This window comes from Achromobacter sp. 77 (genome assembly GCF_020541125.1).
Lineage (GTDB): Bacteria > Pseudomonadota > Gammaproteobacteria > Burkholderiales > Burkholderiaceae_B > Achromobacter > Achromobacter mucicolens.
The window spans coordinates 2,896,211-2,912,761 of record NZ_CP059848.1 but is presented as its reverse complement, the minus strand read 5'-3'; the positions used below and the strand labels follow the sequence as shown (position 1 = coordinate 2,912,761).

The following is a 16,551-nucleotide window of genomic DNA, read 5'->3' as shown; positions in this document are numbered from 1 at the left end:
ACCCGTGCCCGTTTGTCGTGAATCCCGTAACGTCCCCCGCCGCGGTCCAACTGCCCGAAGCCTCCATCCGCGCCACCGTCCGGTTGCCCATCCGCCTTGCCGATGGCACCGAGGCGCTGGCGCTGGCTTACAGCTTTCATGGCCTGGCCGACGCGCGCGATCATCTCGCCCTCAAATTCGGGCAGCCCGGCCCGCAACCGCTCGTCAGGCTGCACTCCGAGTGCATGACGGGCGATGTCTTCGGATCGCTGCGCTGCGACTGCGGTCCCCAGCTTCAGGAGGCGTTGCGCCTCATGAGCCAGGAGGGCGGCTATCTGCTGTACCTGCGCCAGGAAGGGCGCGGCATCGGCCTGTATTCCAAGCTTGACGCCTACCGGCTGCAGGAACTGGGCTACGACACCTACACCGCCAACCTGGAACTGGGGCACGGCCTGGACGACCGCGACTACACGCCGGCCGCCCAGATGCTGCGGGCATTGGGCGTCGACAATCTTGAACTGCTGACAAACAATCCCGACAAGCGCACCCAGCTCGAACGCATGGGCATCCGGGTCAGCGGTTGCCGCCTGACGGGCGTATTTCCGAACGAGCACAACAAAGGCTATCTGCTGGCCAAGGCGCTGCGCACGCAGCACCGCATCGAACTCGGTCAGACCGAGGAGTGACGAAGCGATACGTCCGGCAGCCCCGCCCGGCATAAGGAGAAACCCTTATACTCTGGGCCGGTCGTTGGGCCGCATTGCCGGCTGCATGGCCGTATCGTTTTGGAATCCCCTATGAATCAACAACATAAAGACCTGTCCGCGCTCGCAAAAGCGTGGCTGTTCGTGCTGGCCGCCTGCATTCTGGCGGCCGGACTCTTTTTCGGCTACCAAGGTGCGCGCCTCATGGCGCTGAACGGTAGCTGGTATTTCGTGATTTGCGGCGTTGTGCTGGCCATCTCCGGCGTCCAGATCGCACGCCGCCGCGCCAGTGGCGGTCTGCTGTACGCGTTGGCGCTGATCGGCACCGCCATCTGGGCGGTGGCAGAGGTCGGCCTGCAATTCTGGCCGCTCGTGTCGCGTGTCCTGGTGTTTGCAGGCTTTGGCATCCTGGTAGCGCTGTCGCAGCCGCTGCTGCGCCGCGCGCAGAACCAGCCGGCCAGCCCCGCACCGTCCCGCATCGCCGCCGCCGTGCTGGCGCTGGCCTTCATTGCGACAGTTGCCGGCATGTTCGTGCCGCACGCGCCGCTCTCGCAAGGCGAGACCCTCGCGCTCAAGCCCGTTGCTCCGGGCCAGGAGCAGAAGGACTGGGCGCATTACGGTAATACCGCCGGCGGGACGCGCTTTGCGGCGCTGGACCAGATCACCCGTGACAACGTCAAGGACCTGCAGCTCGCCTGGACCTATCGCACCGGCGATACGCCCGTCAGCCCCGGCGGCGGCGGCGCCGAAGACCAGCAGACTCCGCTGCAGATCGGCAACCGCGTGTTCCTGTGCACCCCGCACAACAACGTGATCGCGCTGGACGCGACCACGGGCAAGGAACTCTGGAAGGTCGAGATCAACGCCAAGCAAAAGAAGTGGATGCGTTGCCGCGGCCTGGCTTATTTCGACATCGATGCGCCGCTGGAGCAGCCCACCGTCGAAGGCGCGACGCCCGTCAAGGCCGTCAGCCTGGACGCGGGCGCCACCTGCCGCCGCCGCATCCTGATGAACAGCGTGACGCCCGAACTGATCGCGCTGGACGCCGACACGGGCGCGTTCTGCGCCGATTTCGGCAAAGCGGGCCGCGTGGACCTGCGCGCCGGCATGGGCAAGGGCGCCGACAAGGGCGAGTACTACCCGACATCGGCCCCGACGCTGGCCGGCACGACCATTGTGATCGGCGGCCGCGTCGCGGACAACGTCAGCACCGACATGCCTGGCGGCGTGGTGCGTGGCTTTGACGTCATCACCGGTGAGCTGCGCTGGGCGTTCGACCCCGGCAGTCCGCAAGACAAGGCCGCGCCGGCCAACGGCCAGACGTACGCACGCTCGACCCCGAACGTGTGGGCGCCGATGTCGTATGACGCACAGTCCAACACGGTCTTCATGCCCGTGGGCAGCGCCGCCGTGGACCTGTGGGGCGTCAAGCACACCGCGCTGGACCGCAAGTACGGCGCGTCTGTCCTGGCGGTCGACGCCAGCACCGGCCAGGAAAAGTGGGTCTACCAGACCGTGCACGACGACCTCTGGGACTTCGACGTGCCCATGCAGCCGACTTTCGCGGACTTCCCCGTGGACGGCAAGAACGTGCCCGCACTCGTCTTCGGCACCAAGGCCGGCCAGATCTTCGTGCTGGACCGCCAGACCGGCAAGCCGCTCACCCGCGTCGAAGAACGCAAGGTGCCGGCCGGCAACATTCCCGGCGAAACCTACTCGCCGACCCAACCCTTTTCGGTCGGCATGCCTTCGATCGGCGCCAACGACCTGAAGGAATCGGACATGTGGGGCGCCACGCCGTTCGATCAGCTGCTGTGCCGCATTCACTTCAAGTCCAAGCGCTACACGGGCCTGTTCACCCCGCCGGGCACCGACGCATCGCTCAACCTGCCCGGATCGCTGGGCGGCATGAACTGGGGCGGCATTTCGATCGACCCGGTCAACGGCTACCTGTTCATCAACGACATGCGCGTCGGCCTGGAAGTGCAGCTGGTCGAAGCCGGCGCCAACGCCAAGAAGGGCGACGGCAATGAAGCCGCCGCAATCCAGGGCCCCGTGGCCCTGGCCGGCACGCCTTACGCGATCAACGCCAAGGTGCGATTCATGTCTCCGCTGGAAATCCCGTGCCAGGCGCCGCCGTTCGGCACGCTGACCGCCGTGGATCTGAAGACGCAGAAGATGGTCTGGCAGGTGCCGGTCGGCACCGTTCAGGACACCGGCCCCTTCGGCATGAAGCTGGGCCTGCCGATCCCCATCGGCATGCCGACCATCGGCGGCACGCTCGCCACGCAAGGCGGCCTTGTGTTCATCGCCGCCACGCAGGACTACTACCTGCGCGCGTACGACGCCGGCACCGGTAAGGAAGTGTGGAAGGTCCGTCTGCCTGTCGGCAGCCAAGGCACGCCCATCAGCTACAAGTCGACCGTCGACGGCAAGCAATACCTCGTCATCTCGGCCGGCGGGGCGCGCAACTCGCCCGACCGCGGCGACTACGTGATCGCCTACGCATTGCCCGGCAAGGTGTAAGCCGCGCGGCAACGCAATTATCTGGGCGCTCCGCGGAGCGCCCATTTTTTTGCAATCTAACCGCTGTGGCGATGCTTGCCGGTCTTGATGAACAAGTCGGAGAATGCCTCCCAGTCGTTCAGATAGACGAAAAGCTCTCCCTCATCGCCTTCACACATCGCCGACCCTCGGCTGCTTTCTTCCCAGAATGTGTAGAACGGGAGGCGACGGATGTCTTCGAGACGCACCAAACGGTCTTTCACGACAGGCAAGCCAAAATAGGTTGTGGTCATTTCCCGAGCCTTGGTGATGTGCGCATTGGCCGCAAATTCCAGCCGGCGGACGCGTGCGCGGTGGGCGGCTAGTGGTTCAACCGATCCTGGACGGACTGGATCAGCGACCGGCGAGAAAAAATCTTAGCCGGGAAGCGAATCGCCAAGAAGAGCAACAGGCGGTAGTTCGGCCGCACTGCTTCAGGGCGTTTCTGGCGAAACCTGGAACCAACCGTTCATCGAGCGCAATTGCCGGCATATGGCCACGCCGGTACCGCCGGCTGCGCCAACTTGCGCGATGGGCAGCAGATCCTTGTCCGGATCGTAGGGCAGGGAAGGGAGCACCACGGGAATCAGCAGGATCGCGGGCGAGGGCGCGACCAGCGCAATCGGATTGCCCATAGCTGAACCCGCAGATCAAAACGGCATGAATCGCAGGAGTCGCCGGCATCCCCGTGGGCAATGGCGATGCCTTTTTGCTTCATTTCTTGCAGAAGAGTTCTGCGGAATATGACGGAGATCGGCGGCTGGGCGATCGATACACTTTCAGGCGGAGACAACTGAAAAAGAGCAACACATGCCTATCGTCACACGCCGCCGCATGCTGCTGGGCAGCGCAGTCCTCAGCGCACTGTTTTCGTTCGGGGCTGCTGCGCAAACCGCTTATCCGTCGAAACCTGTCCGCCTCGTCGTCCCGTATCCACCGGGCGCCGCCACCGACGCCATCTCGCGCGCGTTCGCCCAACAACTGGGCACGATCATGGGCCAACCGGTCGTCGTCGAAAACCGGCCAGGCGCTGGCTCTGCCATCGGCATCATGGCCGTCAAGAACAGGCCCGCGGACGGATACACCTTGCTGGTCCACGCCGAAGGCTTCTACAGTGCAAAGATCACGACACCCGCCGCGGATTATGCGTTCTCCGACTTTGAAATCCTGGCGCCGCTGGGCCAAAGCAGCTACGCCTTCATCGTGCCGTCCGACCGAGGCTGGAACCGCCTGGAAGACTTGAAGGGCATTAACCGGGAATTGGACATTGGCGTCGCCGACCTCGGCGTGGGCACATACTCCACGCTTGCGGCGAGGCTGGCTTCAGGGCTGAGGACGCAATACCGTCCAATTCCGTTCAAGGGCGGCGCGGAAGGGCTGACGGCCATCCTTGGCGGGCAGATCGACGGCTACTTCACCACAATCGGCACCACCCAAAGCGTCAAGGACAATCCGCACGTAAAGGTGCTGGCCTATACCGGCCGCAAAGGAAGCGTCAGTCATTTGCCCGGCGTGAAGACGTTCGCCGAGCTTGGCGTGCCGAACATGGTGTTCCACAGCAGCTACAGCGTTGCCGTGCGCAGCGAAACGCCAGAGCCCGTCAGGACGAAGCTGGCGGAGTTTGTGCGTCAGGCTGCCACGTCAGCGGCGATGGAAAAGGCGCGGCGGGATTTGTATTTGGAGGGATATGAGGGGTCGTTGGACGACTACAAGCGAGAGCTCAAGGGGTTGGCCGATGAGTTCGCTTCAAGCGCCAAGGGGCTGAAAAAGGAGTAGCCGGTGGTTGCTCTGGATGGGTTGGCGACGATAATGGCTCCGAGCTGCGGGGGTCCGTAACCGATGTGGTGCTCGCCCCAGGCTAAGTTCGCATAATGTGCATTATGTAAAGTAATAGACCCGGGGGATCACCTAGAACAAAAGAATTCAAGTGACCTAATAATTCAACAATCGTTGTATGATCGAACAATGCATGAATCTCAAGCAGTTCTCGCCCTCGGCGCCCTGGCCCATCCCCAACGTCTGCGCGTATTTCGCGCCCTCGTGGTTGCCGGCCTCGGCGGTCTCATGCCCAGCGTCATGGCCGATCAACTCGGCGTCGCGCGCAACACGTTGTCCTTCCACTTGAAGGAGTTGTCGCATGCCGGCCTTGTCACCTTTGAGCAACAAGGTCGAAATCTGATCTATCGCGCGGACTTCTCGCAGATGAATGGCCTGCTGGGCTACCTCACCGAACACTGCTGCGAAGGTGCCACGTGCGAGGTCTCAAACTCCGGCGCCTGCACTCCCACCTGATCAGAAATCGCCTATGAGATGCCTTCACGTCCATCTCCATGTCGATGAGCGGAATCAGCCATGCAAGCCAACCGCTGTGTTCCGAATACCAAAACCTCCACACACTGCTGCTAGGAATTCCCATGTCGCACTCCCCTTTCAACGTGCTGTTTCTCTGTACGGGCAACTCTGCACGCTCCATCCTGGCTGAAGGTCTACTCCGAGGAATCGGTGGCGATCGCTTCCAGGCTTACTCCGCTGGCAGTACCCCAAAGGGTGAGGTCCACCCGTTGGCGCTCGACGCGCTAAGTTCATTTTCATTACCCACCGAGGGTTATCGGAGCAAGAGTTGGGACGAGTTCGCGGTGCCGGGGGCTCCAAAAATGGACTTCATCATTACCGTCTGCGATAACGCCGCGGGCGAAGTGTGCCCCGTCTGGCCTGGGCAGCCAATGACGGCTCACTGGGGCATTGCTGACCCGGCAGCCCATGAAGGAACCGAAGAAGAACGTCGCAAGGCATTTCAGGACGCCGCGCGAGTGCTCAAGCGCCGTATCGAGCTTTTCCTTTCTTTGCCCATCGACCGCCTGGATGCAATGTCGCTTCAGACTGAGTTGCGCGGGATTGGCAAAACGCAGGAGTAAGTCGATGTCATCCAGTACACAGGCCGCGGCGCCGATGCCGCAGACGCGCGGTGGGATGAGCGTTTTCGAGCGTTATCTGACGCTCTGGGTGTTTCTCTGCATCGTGATCGGCATCGTCCTGGGCCAACTCATGCCCGCCCTATTTCAAACAATCGGGCGCCTCGAAGTCGCGCAGGTCAACTTGCCGGTCGGCTTTTTGATCTGGGTGATGATCATTCCCATGCTGCTCAAGGTGGACTTCGGCGCGCTCGGCCAGGTCAAGCAGCACTGGCGCGGCATTGGCGTGACGCTGTTCATCAACTGGGCCGTCAAGCCGTTTTCGATGGCCTTTCTGGGCTGGCTTTTCATACGCCAGATTTTTTCGGCCTGGTTACCCGCCGACCAGCTGGATAGCTACATTGCCGGCTTGATCCTGCTGGCGGCGGCGCCATGCACCGCCATGGTGTTCGTCTGGAGCCGCCTGACCGGAGGCGATCCGGTGTTCACGTTGTCCCAGGTCGCATTGAACGACACCATCATGGTGTTTGCCTTCGCGCCCATGGTGGGCCTGCTGCTCGGGCTGTCGGCCATCACCGTGCCTTGGGACACGCTGCTGGTGTCCGTCGGGTTGTACATCGTGATTCCGGTGGTGCTTGCCCAGCTCTGGCGCCGCGCCCTGCTTCGCCGCGGTCAGGCGGTATTCGACGCCGCCCTGGCGCGCATCGGGCCGTTCTCGATGGCGGCGCTGCTGCTGACGCTGGTTCTGCTGTTCGCTTTTCAGGGCGAAGCCATCATTGGCCAACCTTTGATCATTGCGATGTTGGCGGTGCCGATTCTCATCCAGGTGTTTTTCAATTCGGGCCTGGCGTACTGGCTTAACCGCCGCGCGGGAGAAAAGCACAGCATTGCCTGCCCTTCCGCGCTGATCGGCGCATCCAACTTCTTCGAACTGGCCGTGGCGGCCGCGATCAGCCTGTTCGGGTTCCACTCTGGCGCGGCATTGGCCACGGTGGTCGGCGTGCTCATCGAGGTGCCCGTAATGCTGCTAGTCGTGCGGATCGTCAATCGGACCAAGGGTTGGTATGAGGCCGGCGCCATCCGGCGCTGAGTGGTGGCCGCCGGCCTGCACGACATTCCTTAGATAGAGGTTTTCATGAGTTCCATCACGATTTATCACAACCCGGCCTGCGGCACGTCTCGCAACGTCCTCGGGTTGATTCGCAATAGCGGCGAAACGCCCACGATCATTGAGTACCTGAAGACGCCGCCGGACGCCGCCGCGCTGCGGTCGTTGATTGCCGATATGGGCATCTCCGCTCGCGAGCTGCTGCGCCAGAAAGGCACGCCTTACGACGAATTGGGGCTGTCCGATCCGAAGTGGACAGACGACCAACTGATCGGCTTCATGCTTGAGCACCCGATCCTGATAAATCGGCCGATCGTCGTGACCCCACTGGGTACGCGGCTGTGCCGGCCGTCGGAGGCCGTGCTGGACATTCTGCCTCAGGCTCAACGCGGCGCCTTCAACAAAGAGGATGGAGAACCGCTGATCGATGCGGAGGGCAACCGTGTCTGACGTGTTTGCCGATCTGCCGAATATCGATCCCGCGTACTTCAAGGCGCCGGCTCCGGCCGCGCTGTTCCCGCCGGCGCGGTCCACGCATGCGCCGCGGTTCCTGCTCTTGTATGGATCGCTGCGCGAGCGCTCGTACAGCCGGTTGGTCGCCGAAGAAGCGGCACGCTTGCTCGAAGCCTTGGGCGGCGAAACCCGGCTCTTCAATCCCACCGGGCTGCCGCTGGTCGATGACGCCACCGAGAATCATCCCAAGGTCCGAGAGCTTCACGAGCTTGTCCAGTGGGCCGAAGGCATGATCTGGAGCTCGCCCGAGCGTCACGGCGCGATGACGGGATTGATGAAGACGCAAATCGACTGGATCCCGTTGTCGGTGGGCGCCGTGCGGCCCACGCAGGGCAAGACGCTGGCGGTCATGCAGGTTTCGGGCGGATCGCAGTCGTTCAACGCGGTGAACCAGATGCGTATCCTGGGCCGTTGGATGCGGATGTTGACCATTCCCAATCAATCGTCCGTCGCCAAGGCCTACCAGGAGTTCGACGATCGCGGGCGCATGAAGCCCTCCCCTTACTACGATCGGATCGTCGACGTGGTCGAAGAGCTGATGAAGTTCACGTTGCTCACGCGGGATGCCAGCCCCTATCTGGTGGATCGCTACAGCGAACGCAAGGAGACTGCCGCGGCGCTGTCGCCCACAACTTGACCGGAATCAATATTCTCGCCGCGCGTCCGCTGATACTGGTTTCGTGCCCAATTTTCCCGGAGACCAGCATGTATGAGCGAATCCTTGTTCCCATCGACGGCAGCGCCACCTCGCAGATCGGCTTGAACGAGGCCATCCGGCTGGCCAAGCTGACCGGGGCGCGCATCCGTCTGATACACGTCATCGACGAGCTGTCCTTTGCCCTGACCACCGATGCCTACAGTTATCGCGCGGGCGAACTCCTGGATCTGATGCGCCGCAACGGCGCGAAGATGCTGGAGACGGCGCAAGGCACCGTCCGCGATGCCGGCATCGACGCGGATACCGCGCTCTACGAGAATCTGGACCGGACCGTCCAGCAGCGGGTGCTGGATGAAGCGGCAGCCTGGAAAGCCGATCTGATCGTGATCGGCACGCATGGCCGCCGCGGCGCGCGGCGTCTTCTTCTGGGCAGCAGCGCCGAAGGCATCCTGCGCGGGGCATCGGTGCCGGTGTTGCTGCTGCGGGCTCCCGAAGGCGTTTCCTGATCCGGGGCGTTTCATGCTCCTGCCGCAGCCGGCGTGCGTGAATGTGCTGCTTGACCGGTACGTGGCGTGCGCAGAGCACGATGCCGCGCAGGTGTACGCGCGCGTCGCCCTGGTGCTGGCCCAGGCGGAGACGCCGGCACGGCGGGCGTCCGCCGCTGCGGCGTTTCTTCAGAACATGCGGGACGGCGCGATCGGTGCGGGGCGGATCATGGCAAACGCCGGCACGCAGGCACACGCGACCATGGTCAATTGTTTCGTGCAGCCGGTGGGTGGCCATGATGCCTCACTCTCCTTCCAGGCCGGTCTGCAGCAGGCGCTTGAGACATTGGCCATGGGCGGCGGGGTCGGGTACGATTTTTCGTCGCTGCCCCCGCTGGCGGCGGGATCTCCTGGGCGGGCAGACGCCCCGACGGTCCACGAAGCAATCGACCAGTACGACGCGGCGTGCGCCCGCCTGGCATTCGAGGGCAGCCGCCGCGGCGCCCAAATGGCGGTTCTATCCTGTGCGCATCCCGACATCCTTGACTTTGCCCAGGCCAAGCACGGCCGCCGGCGCTGGCGTACCTTCAATATTTCGGTCGCGGTCAGCGACGCGTTTCTTGCCGCGGTGCAGCGCGACGAGCCCTGGCCGCTGGTTCATCACACCCCGCCCGGCCAAGCGGCGATCGACGCGGGCGCATTCCAGCGAACCGACGGCCTTTGGCAGTATCGCCAGCATTCGGCACGGCGCTTATGGGATGCCATCGCGCGCGAGGCCGTCCACAGCGCCGAACCGGGGTTGCTGTTCATTGACACCATCGCGCGCGCCAACAACCTGCGCGCACTCGAGACGATCCGGGCCACCAATCCGTGTGGCGAGCAGCCGCTTCCCGACTATGGATGCTGCGTACTCGGCCCCATCAACCTGACACGCTTGGTCGATCACCCATTTGGACTGGGCGGCCCCGCCAGCGTGAACCTGGCAAAGCTGGCCGGCATGGTCCGCATACAGGTGCGCATGCTCGATAACGTGATCGCGTTGACGCATTGGCCCCTGCCCGCCCAACAGGCGCAGGCATTGTCCACGCGCAGGATAGGCGTGGGTGTGACCGGGCTGGCGGACATGCTAGCGATGCTGCAATTGCGATACGACAGCGCCGCCGGCCGCCAGGCCGCAAGCGAAGTGGCCCGATGCATCCGGGACAGCGCCTACGCGGCGTCGGCCGCACTGGCCCGGGAACGCGGGCCGTTCCCCCTTTACCGCGCAGCGGACTACCTGTCGGACGGCGCCATCGGCGATGCGCTTGCCGCCGAGGTACGCGTTGCCGTGCGCCGGCATGGGTTGCGAAACAGCCATCTGGTTTCGTATGCGCCGACCGGCAGCGTCAGCCTTGCCTTTGCGGACAATTGCTCCAGCGGGATCGAACCGGCTTTCGGCTGGACTTACCGCCGCCGCGTCGTGCTGGGCGCCGCTGCGGTTGACGTGCCGGTTGAGAACCATGCGTGGCGCCAATGGAACCTGCATTTTCCCCACGAACCTTTGCCCGACTATTTCCGCACCGCGCAGCAGGTAGCGCCTGAAGACCACGTGGCGATGGTGGGCGTCTTGCAACCTTTCGTGGACGCCGCCATTTCCAAGACGGTGCCCGTGCCGTCCGACTGCAGCGTCGAACGCGCGCAGGCGTTGTTCATGTCAGCGTTCAAGCTCGGGCTCAAGGGGATTACCCTCTTTCGGCCAGACCCCGCACTTGCGGCGGTGCTGGGCACGGCCACAGCGGACGCTGACGCCCTGGCAACGCCAAGCGCGTGCGAAGGGTGCGCATGAGAGACCGCCCGGCACCGGGGATCCGCCGCGCCTCAGGGCAGCAGCACGGCCGTCGCCTGAATGCGCCCCGCCCGCAGGTCGTCCAACGCGCGATTGGCGTCCTCAAGCCGATACGTGCGGACATCGGCACCCAGATCCCACGCGTGCGCCTTGCCGAGAAATTCCCTTCCGTCCTCACGCGTCAGGTTGGCGACGGACGAGAGCGAACGTTCGCCCCATAGCAGCCGGTAGGGAAATGCCGGGATGTCCGACATGTGGATGCCCGCGCACACCACGCATCCGCCCGGGCGCACCGCGCCCAGCGCTGACGGCACCAGCGCGCCGACCGGCGCGAACAGGATCGCCCCATCCAGGGGTACTGGCGCGGGTTCGCTGCTGTTGCCAGCCCAGGTCGCGCCCATCGCAAGCGCATGCGCTTGCGCTGCCACATCGCCGGTGCGGGTAAAGGCGTACACCTCGCGGTTCAGGTGGCGGCAGGCCTGTGTGAGGAGGCGCGCCGCAGAACCGAAACCATAAAGCCCCAGCCGCTGGGCATCGCCGGTTGCCCGCAATGCCCGCCAGCCAATCAGGCCGGCGCAGAGCCACGGCGCCATCCGCGCAGGGGCTCTGGCTGCTGGCAAGGGAAACAGATAGTCTGCATGCGCGAGCATGTGCGTCGCAAAGCCGCCGTCCAGTGTGTAGCCGGTAAACAGGGCCTCGCTGCAGAGATTTTCCTGACCGGCGCGGCAGAACGTGCATTGTCCGCACGTGCGCGCCAGCCAGGCCGCACCCATGCGGCGCCCCAGCATCGCCGTGTCGACGCCAGCCCCGACCGATTCCACGACGCCGACGACTTCATGGCCCGGAATGATGGGATACCTGAGGTTGGGCAGCTCGCCGTCCAGGACATGCAGATCCGTGCGGCAGACCGCGCATGCCAACACGCGTAATCTGACCTGGCCGGGGCCGGGCTGCGGCGTCTCGCGTGTTTCCAGCGTCAGGGGCAGCCCCGGCGCTTGCAGGACCATCGCCTTCATGGGGTGCGGACCAGCAAGACGGGGACAGGCGCCATCCGCACGACGCCTTCCGCGCTGCTGCCCAGCATCGCGCGGCGCAGGCCATGGTGGCCATGCGTGCCCAACACGATCAGGTCCGCGTTGAAGGCCTGCGCGGCCCGCAGGATGCGCGCGGGCGTCGGCATGGCGTCCTCATCCAGAAGCGTCGCCTCTGCGTTGACGCCGGCCGCCGCGGCGTCAGCCTTGGCGCGCTTGAGCAGGTTGGCGCCCGCTTCTTCTCGGCTGGCCTTCAGCGTGCGCAGGGCATCCTCGGCGTAGGGGTTGTCCTCCAGGACTGCCGGCGGATCCTCCAGCGCATGCACGACAAGGAGCGAGGCGCCGGCTTCCCGGCTGATCCGGACCGCCTCCTCCAATGCCCGGTCGGATGCGTGCGAGCCGTCGATGGCGGCAAGGATACGGCGGTACATGGGCTATCCAGATCGGCGACGCAGCAATCGCCTAATGGGACAGAAGGACGGGAACCGTCATTGCGCTGAGCAGCGACCGGGTGGCCCCGCCCATCACCAGCTGCCGCATCCGGCTGTGCCCATATCCGCCCATCATGATGAGATCCGCACTGAAATCCGCGGCCGCCGTCAGAATTGCATCGCCGATGTCTCCGTGGCGGACGTCGCGCATCTGGTGGACGGGCTGGGGAAACCCGTGGCAGATGCAGTAGGCGACGAGGTCCTCGAAGGGAACGTCCGAAGGCTGCTGCAAGGGGAATCCCTCGTCCAGGGACAACACCTGCAAAGCCGCAGCATTGCGCAGCAGCGGCGCGGCGTCGGCGATGGCCCGCGCCGCCTCGCGGCCGCGGTCCCAGCAGTACAGCACCCGGCCGCCGATCGTGCTGAACGTCCCGGCAATGGGCAGCACGATGACGGGCCGGCCCGAGGTGAGGATCACCTGCTCGACGAAATCGTTGCCCGTGGCCGCTTCGAGATCCTTCAGGTTGTTCTGCCCCACCACGACGACATCCGAGGAACGCGCGTGCCGGGAAACGCACTCCGCGGGCGTGCCCCACTCGCCTTGCCGCCATGCCGCCGCAACGCCGGCGTGCTCGGCCGCCTCGCTGAACGCCTTCTGGACGGCAGTGCGCGCCTTTTCGTGGATCTGGACCGCCCGATCCATCCCCCTCACCCACAACCCGGCTTCGTCATAGAAATAGCCCGGCGCGACGTAGCTGGCGTATATCCCTGTCAGGTGGGCGTCATGGGCCTTGGCCAGACGCAGACAGAAATCGAGCCGGCGCGAACAATCGGCGCCCTGGTCCAGATGGACAGCGATTCGACGGAACATGGTGACCTCCGGTGGCAGTAAGTGGCTGAGGACTGCCTGCACGCGTCTCGCACCCTGCGGCGCTCTCTTGACTGGCTGGCGGGGCCACGTCCTCTTGCATAGGCTTCATCTTGCGCGGGTGCGGCCGGCAAATATTGACCTTCGTCAACGCGCGAGCGGGGACGCCGCCGTCGGGGTGCGCCTCAAACCTTGATTCCAGTCAATGGCCGGAGCATCATTCGCGTCATGATGGTTGCAGGCAGCCGAGGCTGCGCCTTTCCTACCCCCAAACGTTGAGGCCACTGTGAAGAACGTACTCATTCCCATCGACGGCTCCGAAAACGCCTTGCGTGCCGTGAAGTACATGATCGATCACATCCGTGAGCATGGCGACTGCGCGATCCACCTGCTGAACGTGCAAATACCCATTGTGTCGGGCGCCGTCCGCGCGTTCGTCACGCCGGAAATGATCCGGGACTACTACGAGGATGAATCCAGCGCCGCGCTCGCCGAGGCGCGGTCGGTCCTGGATGCCGCCGGTGTCAGCTATCAAACGCAGATGCGCGTGGGGCCCGTGGCCGCAACGATCACCGCCTATGCGGCCGAACAGCACTGCGACCACATCGTCATGGGTTCGCGGGGGCTAGGCGCCGCAGGCAGCCTGCTGCTCGGATCGGTGGCGCTGAAAGTGCTGCACACCGCCCACATACCGGTCGTCATGATCAATTGACCACGCGCGCCCCGCCTTGCCCGCCCGCTGCCCGGGCGGCCTGGGCCGGGCGCGCCCTTGCCTGCCCCTGCGCCGCGCCGGATCAGTTCAACACGGCGGTTTCGGACGGCTCGACAGGATGGCAGCGCCAGCCAAGCTCGTCCTTGATGCGCAGGCGCAGCGCGTCGGCTGCCGCGGGTTCTCCGTGCACGATGTAGGCATGCCGGGGCGCGCTTGAGAATCCACGAAGCCAGCGCAGGATCTCGTCGGCGTCCGCATGCGCCGACAACATCGACAGGTTGTCGACCTCGGCGCGAATCGGCACATATTCTCCATGTATCTTGACTTGTCGGGCGCCATCCAGCATGGCGGCCCCGCGCGTTCCCATCGCCTGGAAGCCGGCAAAGAGGATCGTGTTTCTAGGGTCTCTGGCATAGTGCTTGAGATGGTGAATGACCCGTCCGCCGGTGGCCATGCCGCTGGCCGAAAGAATGATCTTGGGCATTGGCGAGCGGTCCAGCGCCTTGGATTGTTCGACGTCAGTGACGCAGGTGGCTACGCCGAACGCGGCCCTGGCATCCGCACGCGGCAATCGCTGATCGGCGGTATGCCGTAGATAGACGTCGACCGCGCTGCTGGCCATCGGACTATCCAGGTAGATGGGCAGGTCGCGAGGGATGCTTCCGGCCAGCCTGAGCCGCCACAGGTGAAACAACAGGAGCTGGGCGCGGCCGACGGCAAACGCCGGAATTACAAGAGAGCCCCCTCGCCGGATGGTGCGCTGGATGATGCCGGCCAGCGTGTCCGGCACGCTTTGCGTGCCGTGGCTGCGATTGCCGTAGGTGGATTCGACAATCAGATGATCCGCCTGCGTCACGGACGCGGGCGGCGGCATCAGCGGGTCGTCATAGCGGCCCAGGTCGCCGGAAAACACCAGTCGTCCACCCGGGTAATCGAGTTCGACGATGGCGGCGCCCAGGATGTGGCCGGCGCGCGAGAACCGGACCTGCATTCCCCCCGGGAGCGGCATCGGCGCATCGAACGGGACCGGGCGGAGCGCGGCGATCGCTCTGCGCGCGTCGGCGACCGTGTACAGGGGCAACGCGGGACGATGGCGCGACAGGCCGTGGCGGTTCAGGTAATCGGCATCGGCTTCCTGCAAGTGGGCGCTATCCAGCAATAGCAATTCGCACAGGTCGCGCGTCCCTTCGGAACAATAGATCGGGCCGGCAAAACCCTCCCGCACGAGCCTGGGCAGATACCCCGAATGGTCCAGGTGCGCGTGCGACAGCAGCACGGCTTCGATCTTCGAGGGCGCCACGGGAAACGGCGCCCAGTTGAGCAGCCGTAGCGGCTTGAGTCCCTGGAACAACCCGCAATCCATCAGGATCAGCCGCCCGGACGCATCCAGCAGATGACGCGAGCCGGTCACGGTGCCGGCGGCCCCGCAAAAGTGTATGCGCAGCTTCTGTGTCATGGATCGACTCCTGACTGTCTGACCAAGTTTTCGCTAATAAGCAGCATTGATGTGGCAGGCCCATCCTTGCTTGACCAATGTCAAGATAACCGCCGGGCGCGAGATCAACATAGGACCGACAAGCAAACAGGCGTGGGGCGTGCCCCCGCCACCCAGGAGAAATGCCATGAAAGCGCGCGACCTCATGACCGCGACCCCATACTGCGTATCCCCGCGTACCCCGGTTTCGCAGATTATGCGTGCCATGCTGGATCGAGACATCAGCGCCGTGATGGTGACGGGCGATGACGGCGCGTTGATCGGCGTGGTCAGCGAAGGCGATCTGGTGCGACGCCAGGACAGCGCGCATCAGAGAAAGGTGAACCACTGGCTGTCGCTCCTGGCAGAAGGCGAGGCACTGAATCTGGAGTTTCTGCACAGCCTTCAACTGGGCGAGCAGACGGCATCGGCCGTGATGAGCAGCCCTGCCATCACGGTGGATGAGTCCGCCGACCTGTCCGAAATTGCAGATGTGCTGCTCAAGCGCGGGATCAAGCGGGTTCCCGTGGTCCGGCAGGGAAAACTGGTCGGCGTGGTCAGCCGCCGGGACATTCTTCAGGCGCTGCTGGCCCAGGAAGTCTGAGGCCGTCGTTGCGGCCAGGAGTGAACGCCATGCGGATCGGCATCGTCTTTTATTCACGCACCGGCACAGGACGCACCGTGGCCGAGCGGCTGGCATCGATCACGGGATGGGAGGTCCACGAAGTGCGGGACGCTTCGTCACGCATCGGGTTGGCTGGCGACCTCCGCTGCGTCACCGATTGCCTCTTCAAGCGCCAACCCGAGATTCGCTATGCCGGCCCTGCCCTGGACCAGTTCGACCACGTGATCCTGATCGCGCCAGTCTGGCTTCGATCGCTCGCGGCCCCCATGCGCTCGTTCCTGATGACGCAGGGGCGGCTGATCAAGACCTACTCCGTCATTTGCGTGATGTCGGGCTATGGCGGATTCCGGGCTGTCGATGATATCGCCGCCGTCGTGGGCGCAAAGCCCCGCGGCATTCTTTTGCTCAAGCAGTACGACGTGTTGGCCGAAGAGTGCGACGCGTCCCTTTGCCGGTTCAAGGAAAGGACGCTCGCGGCCTGGGAATCGGGCGGGAGCGACTCGCTGCTGTCGGCCGTTGACTAAGCGGCGCTCGGGCACAAGTCCGAGCCCCGCTGACCAGATCCGCCGCCTGCACTAGTGCACGTGGCGGTAGCCCACGCGCGGCGCTCGCCGCTTGCGGAATTGTGTGTTGCAATGGACAAGTTCCCCCTGGAAGGGCGATCCCGGCACCCACATATCCA

The 16,551-nt window shown here is 64.5% G+C and carries 19 protein-coding genes; 13 read left to right on the top strand and 6 right to left on the bottom strand.

The genetic code is table 11. From position 1 onward, the window contains the following. The first annotated feature begins 83 nt into the window (after nucleotides 1-83). Both ribA and H4P35_RS13460 read left to right on the top strand, forming a co-directional pair. Complete coding sequence (gene ribA / locus H4P35_RS13465) at nucleotides 84-665, top strand: GTP cyclohydrolase II RibA (RefSeq protein ID WP_254636822.1); 582 nt, start codon at nucleotides 84-86, stop codon at nucleotides 663-665. A 111-nt stretch (nucleotides 666-776) separates the two neighbouring features. Then, complete coding sequence (locus H4P35_RS13460) at nucleotides 777-3,209, top strand: membrane-bound PQQ-dependent dehydrogenase, glucose/quinate/shikimate family (RefSeq protein WP_226849404.1); 2,433 nt, start codon at nucleotides 777-779, stop codon at nucleotides 3,207-3,209. Nucleotides 3,210-3,265: 56 nt separating this feature from the next. On the opposite strand, the gene H4P35_RS13455 is transcribed toward H4P35_RS13460, so the two are convergent. Both H4P35_RS13455 and H4P35_RS13450 read right to left on the bottom strand, forming a co-directional pair. Continuing rightward, complete coding sequence (locus H4P35_RS13455) at nucleotides 3,266-3,481, bottom strand: hypothetical protein (protein ID WP_142055212.1); 216 nt, start codon at nucleotides 3,479-3,481, stop codon at nucleotides 3,266-3,268. Nucleotides 3,482-3,661: 180 nt separating this feature from the next. Then, on the bottom strand, nucleotides 3,662-3,862 hold the full coding sequence (locus tag H4P35_RS13450; protein ID WP_226849403.1) for a hypothetical protein: 201 nt from the start codon (nucleotides 3,860-3,862) through the stop codon (nucleotides 3,662-3,664). Between the two features lie 175 nt (nucleotides 3,863-4,037). On the opposite strand from H4P35_RS13450, the gene H4P35_RS13445 reads away from it, so the two are divergent. The 8 genes from H4P35_RS13445 to H4P35_RS13410 all read left to right on the top strand — a co-directional run bounded on the left by H4P35_RS13445 (nucleotide 4,038) and on the right by H4P35_RS13410 (nucleotide 10,728). Beyond that, nucleotides 4,038-5,003: a tripartite tricarboxylate transporter substrate binding protein gene (locus H4P35_RS13445; RefSeq protein ID WP_226849402.1), complete on the top strand. Its 966-nt coding sequence runs from the start codon at nucleotides 4,038-4,040 to the stop codon at nucleotides 5,001-5,003. Between the two features lie 189 nt (nucleotides 5,004-5,192). Then, on the top strand, nucleotides 5,193-5,519 hold the full coding sequence (locus H4P35_RS13440) for a helix-turn-helix transcriptional regulator (protein WP_081100912.1): 327 nt from the start codon (nucleotides 5,193-5,195) through the stop codon (nucleotides 5,517-5,519). A gap of 122 nt (nucleotides 5,520-5,641) precedes the next feature. After that, the gene (locus tag H4P35_RS13435) at nucleotides 5,642-6,142 is read left to right on the top strand and encodes an arsenate reductase ArsC (RefSeq protein ID WP_142055216.1); all 501 of its coding nucleotides are present in this window, start codon (nucleotides 5,642-5,644) and stop codon (nucleotides 6,140-6,142) included. A gap of 4 nt (nucleotides 6,143-6,146) precedes the next feature. After that, the gene (gene arsB / locus H4P35_RS13430) at nucleotides 6,147-7,229 is read left to right on the top strand and encodes an ACR3 family arsenite efflux transporter (protein WP_062839464.1); all 1,083 of its coding nucleotides are present in this window, start codon (nucleotides 6,147-6,149) and stop codon (nucleotides 7,227-7,229) included. A gap of 45 nt (nucleotides 7,230-7,274) precedes the next feature. Beyond that, on the top strand, nucleotides 7,275-7,697 hold the full coding sequence (gene arsC / locus H4P35_RS13425; RefSeq protein WP_226849400.1) for an arsenate reductase (glutaredoxin): 423 nt from the start codon (nucleotides 7,275-7,277) through the stop codon (nucleotides 7,695-7,697). Next, nucleotides 7,690-8,397, top strand: a complete 708-nt coding sequence (gene arsH / locus H4P35_RS13420; RefSeq protein ID WP_226849399.1) for an arsenical resistance protein ArsH — start codon at nucleotides 7,690-7,692, stop codon at nucleotides 8,395-8,397. The genes arsC and arsH overlap by 8 nt, the downstream gene beginning before the upstream one ends. Before the next feature lie 68 nt (nucleotides 8,398-8,465). Beyond that, on the top strand, nucleotides 8,466-8,924 hold the full coding sequence (locus H4P35_RS13415; protein ID WP_226849398.1) for a universal stress protein: 459 nt from the start codon (nucleotides 8,466-8,468) through the stop codon (nucleotides 8,922-8,924). A gap of 13 nt (nucleotides 8,925-8,937) precedes the next feature. Further along, a complete protein-coding gene (locus tag H4P35_RS13410; RefSeq protein WP_370638979.1) occupies nucleotides 8,938-10,728 on the top strand; it encodes an adenosylcobalamin-dependent ribonucleoside-diphosphate reductase in 1,791 nt (596 codons plus the stop codon). Nucleotides 10,729-10,760: 32 nt separating this feature from the next. On the opposite strand, the gene H4P35_RS13405 is transcribed toward H4P35_RS13410, so the two are convergent. The 3 genes from H4P35_RS13405 to H4P35_RS13395 are packed head-to-tail and all read right to left on the bottom strand — an operon-like array spanning nucleotide 10,761 to nucleotide 13,061. Continuing rightward, nucleotides 10,761-11,744 (bottom strand): zinc-binding alcohol dehydrogenase family protein, encoded by a 984-nt coding sequence (locus H4P35_RS13405; protein ID WP_226849395.1) that lies wholly within the window; start codon nucleotides 11,742-11,744, stop codon nucleotides 10,761-10,763. After that, entirely contained in the window at nucleotides 11,741-12,190 is a 450-nt protein-coding gene (locus H4P35_RS13400) for a universal stress protein (protein ID WP_175155493.1), read from the bottom strand. The genes H4P35_RS13405 and H4P35_RS13400 overlap by 4 nt, the downstream gene beginning before the upstream one ends. Nucleotides 12,191-12,221: 31 nt before the next feature. Beyond that, nucleotides 12,222-13,061, bottom strand: a complete 840-nt coding sequence (locus H4P35_RS13395; RefSeq protein WP_226849393.1) for a universal stress protein — start codon at nucleotides 13,059-13,061, stop codon at nucleotides 12,222-12,224. Nucleotides 13,062-13,344: 283 nt separating this feature from the next. Here H4P35_RS13395 and H4P35_RS13390 point away from each other — a divergent pair, with 283 nt between their 5' ends. Further along, entirely contained in the window at nucleotides 13,345-13,770 is a 426-nt protein-coding gene (locus tag H4P35_RS13390; RefSeq protein WP_081100913.1) for a universal stress protein, read from the top strand. A gap of 82 nt (nucleotides 13,771-13,852) precedes the next feature. Here H4P35_RS13390 and H4P35_RS13385 read toward each other — a convergent pair whose 3' ends face one another. Further along, nucleotides 13,853-15,226 carry an MBL fold metallo-hydrolase RNA specificity domain-containing protein gene (locus tag H4P35_RS13385; RefSeq protein WP_226849391.1) on the bottom strand — a complete coding sequence of 458 codons (1,374 nt, stop codon included), beginning with the start codon at nucleotides 15,224-15,226 and terminating at the stop codon, nucleotides 13,853-13,855. A gap of 166 nt (nucleotides 15,227-15,392) precedes the next feature. Between H4P35_RS13385 and H4P35_RS13380 the strand changes: the two genes are divergently transcribed. Together H4P35_RS13380 and H4P35_RS13375 are read left to right on the top strand one after the other, a co-directional pair. Further along, on the top strand, nucleotides 15,393-15,848 hold the full coding sequence (locus H4P35_RS13380) for a CBS domain-containing protein (RefSeq protein WP_056317885.1): 456 nt from the start codon (nucleotides 15,393-15,395) through the stop codon (nucleotides 15,846-15,848). Nucleotides 15,849-15,877: 29 nt separating this feature from the next. Further along, complete coding sequence (locus H4P35_RS13375) at nucleotides 15,878-16,393, top strand: flavodoxin family protein (RefSeq protein WP_142055232.1); 516 nt, start codon at nucleotides 15,878-15,880, stop codon at nucleotides 16,391-16,393. Nucleotides 16,394-16,551: the final 158 nt, after the last annotated feature.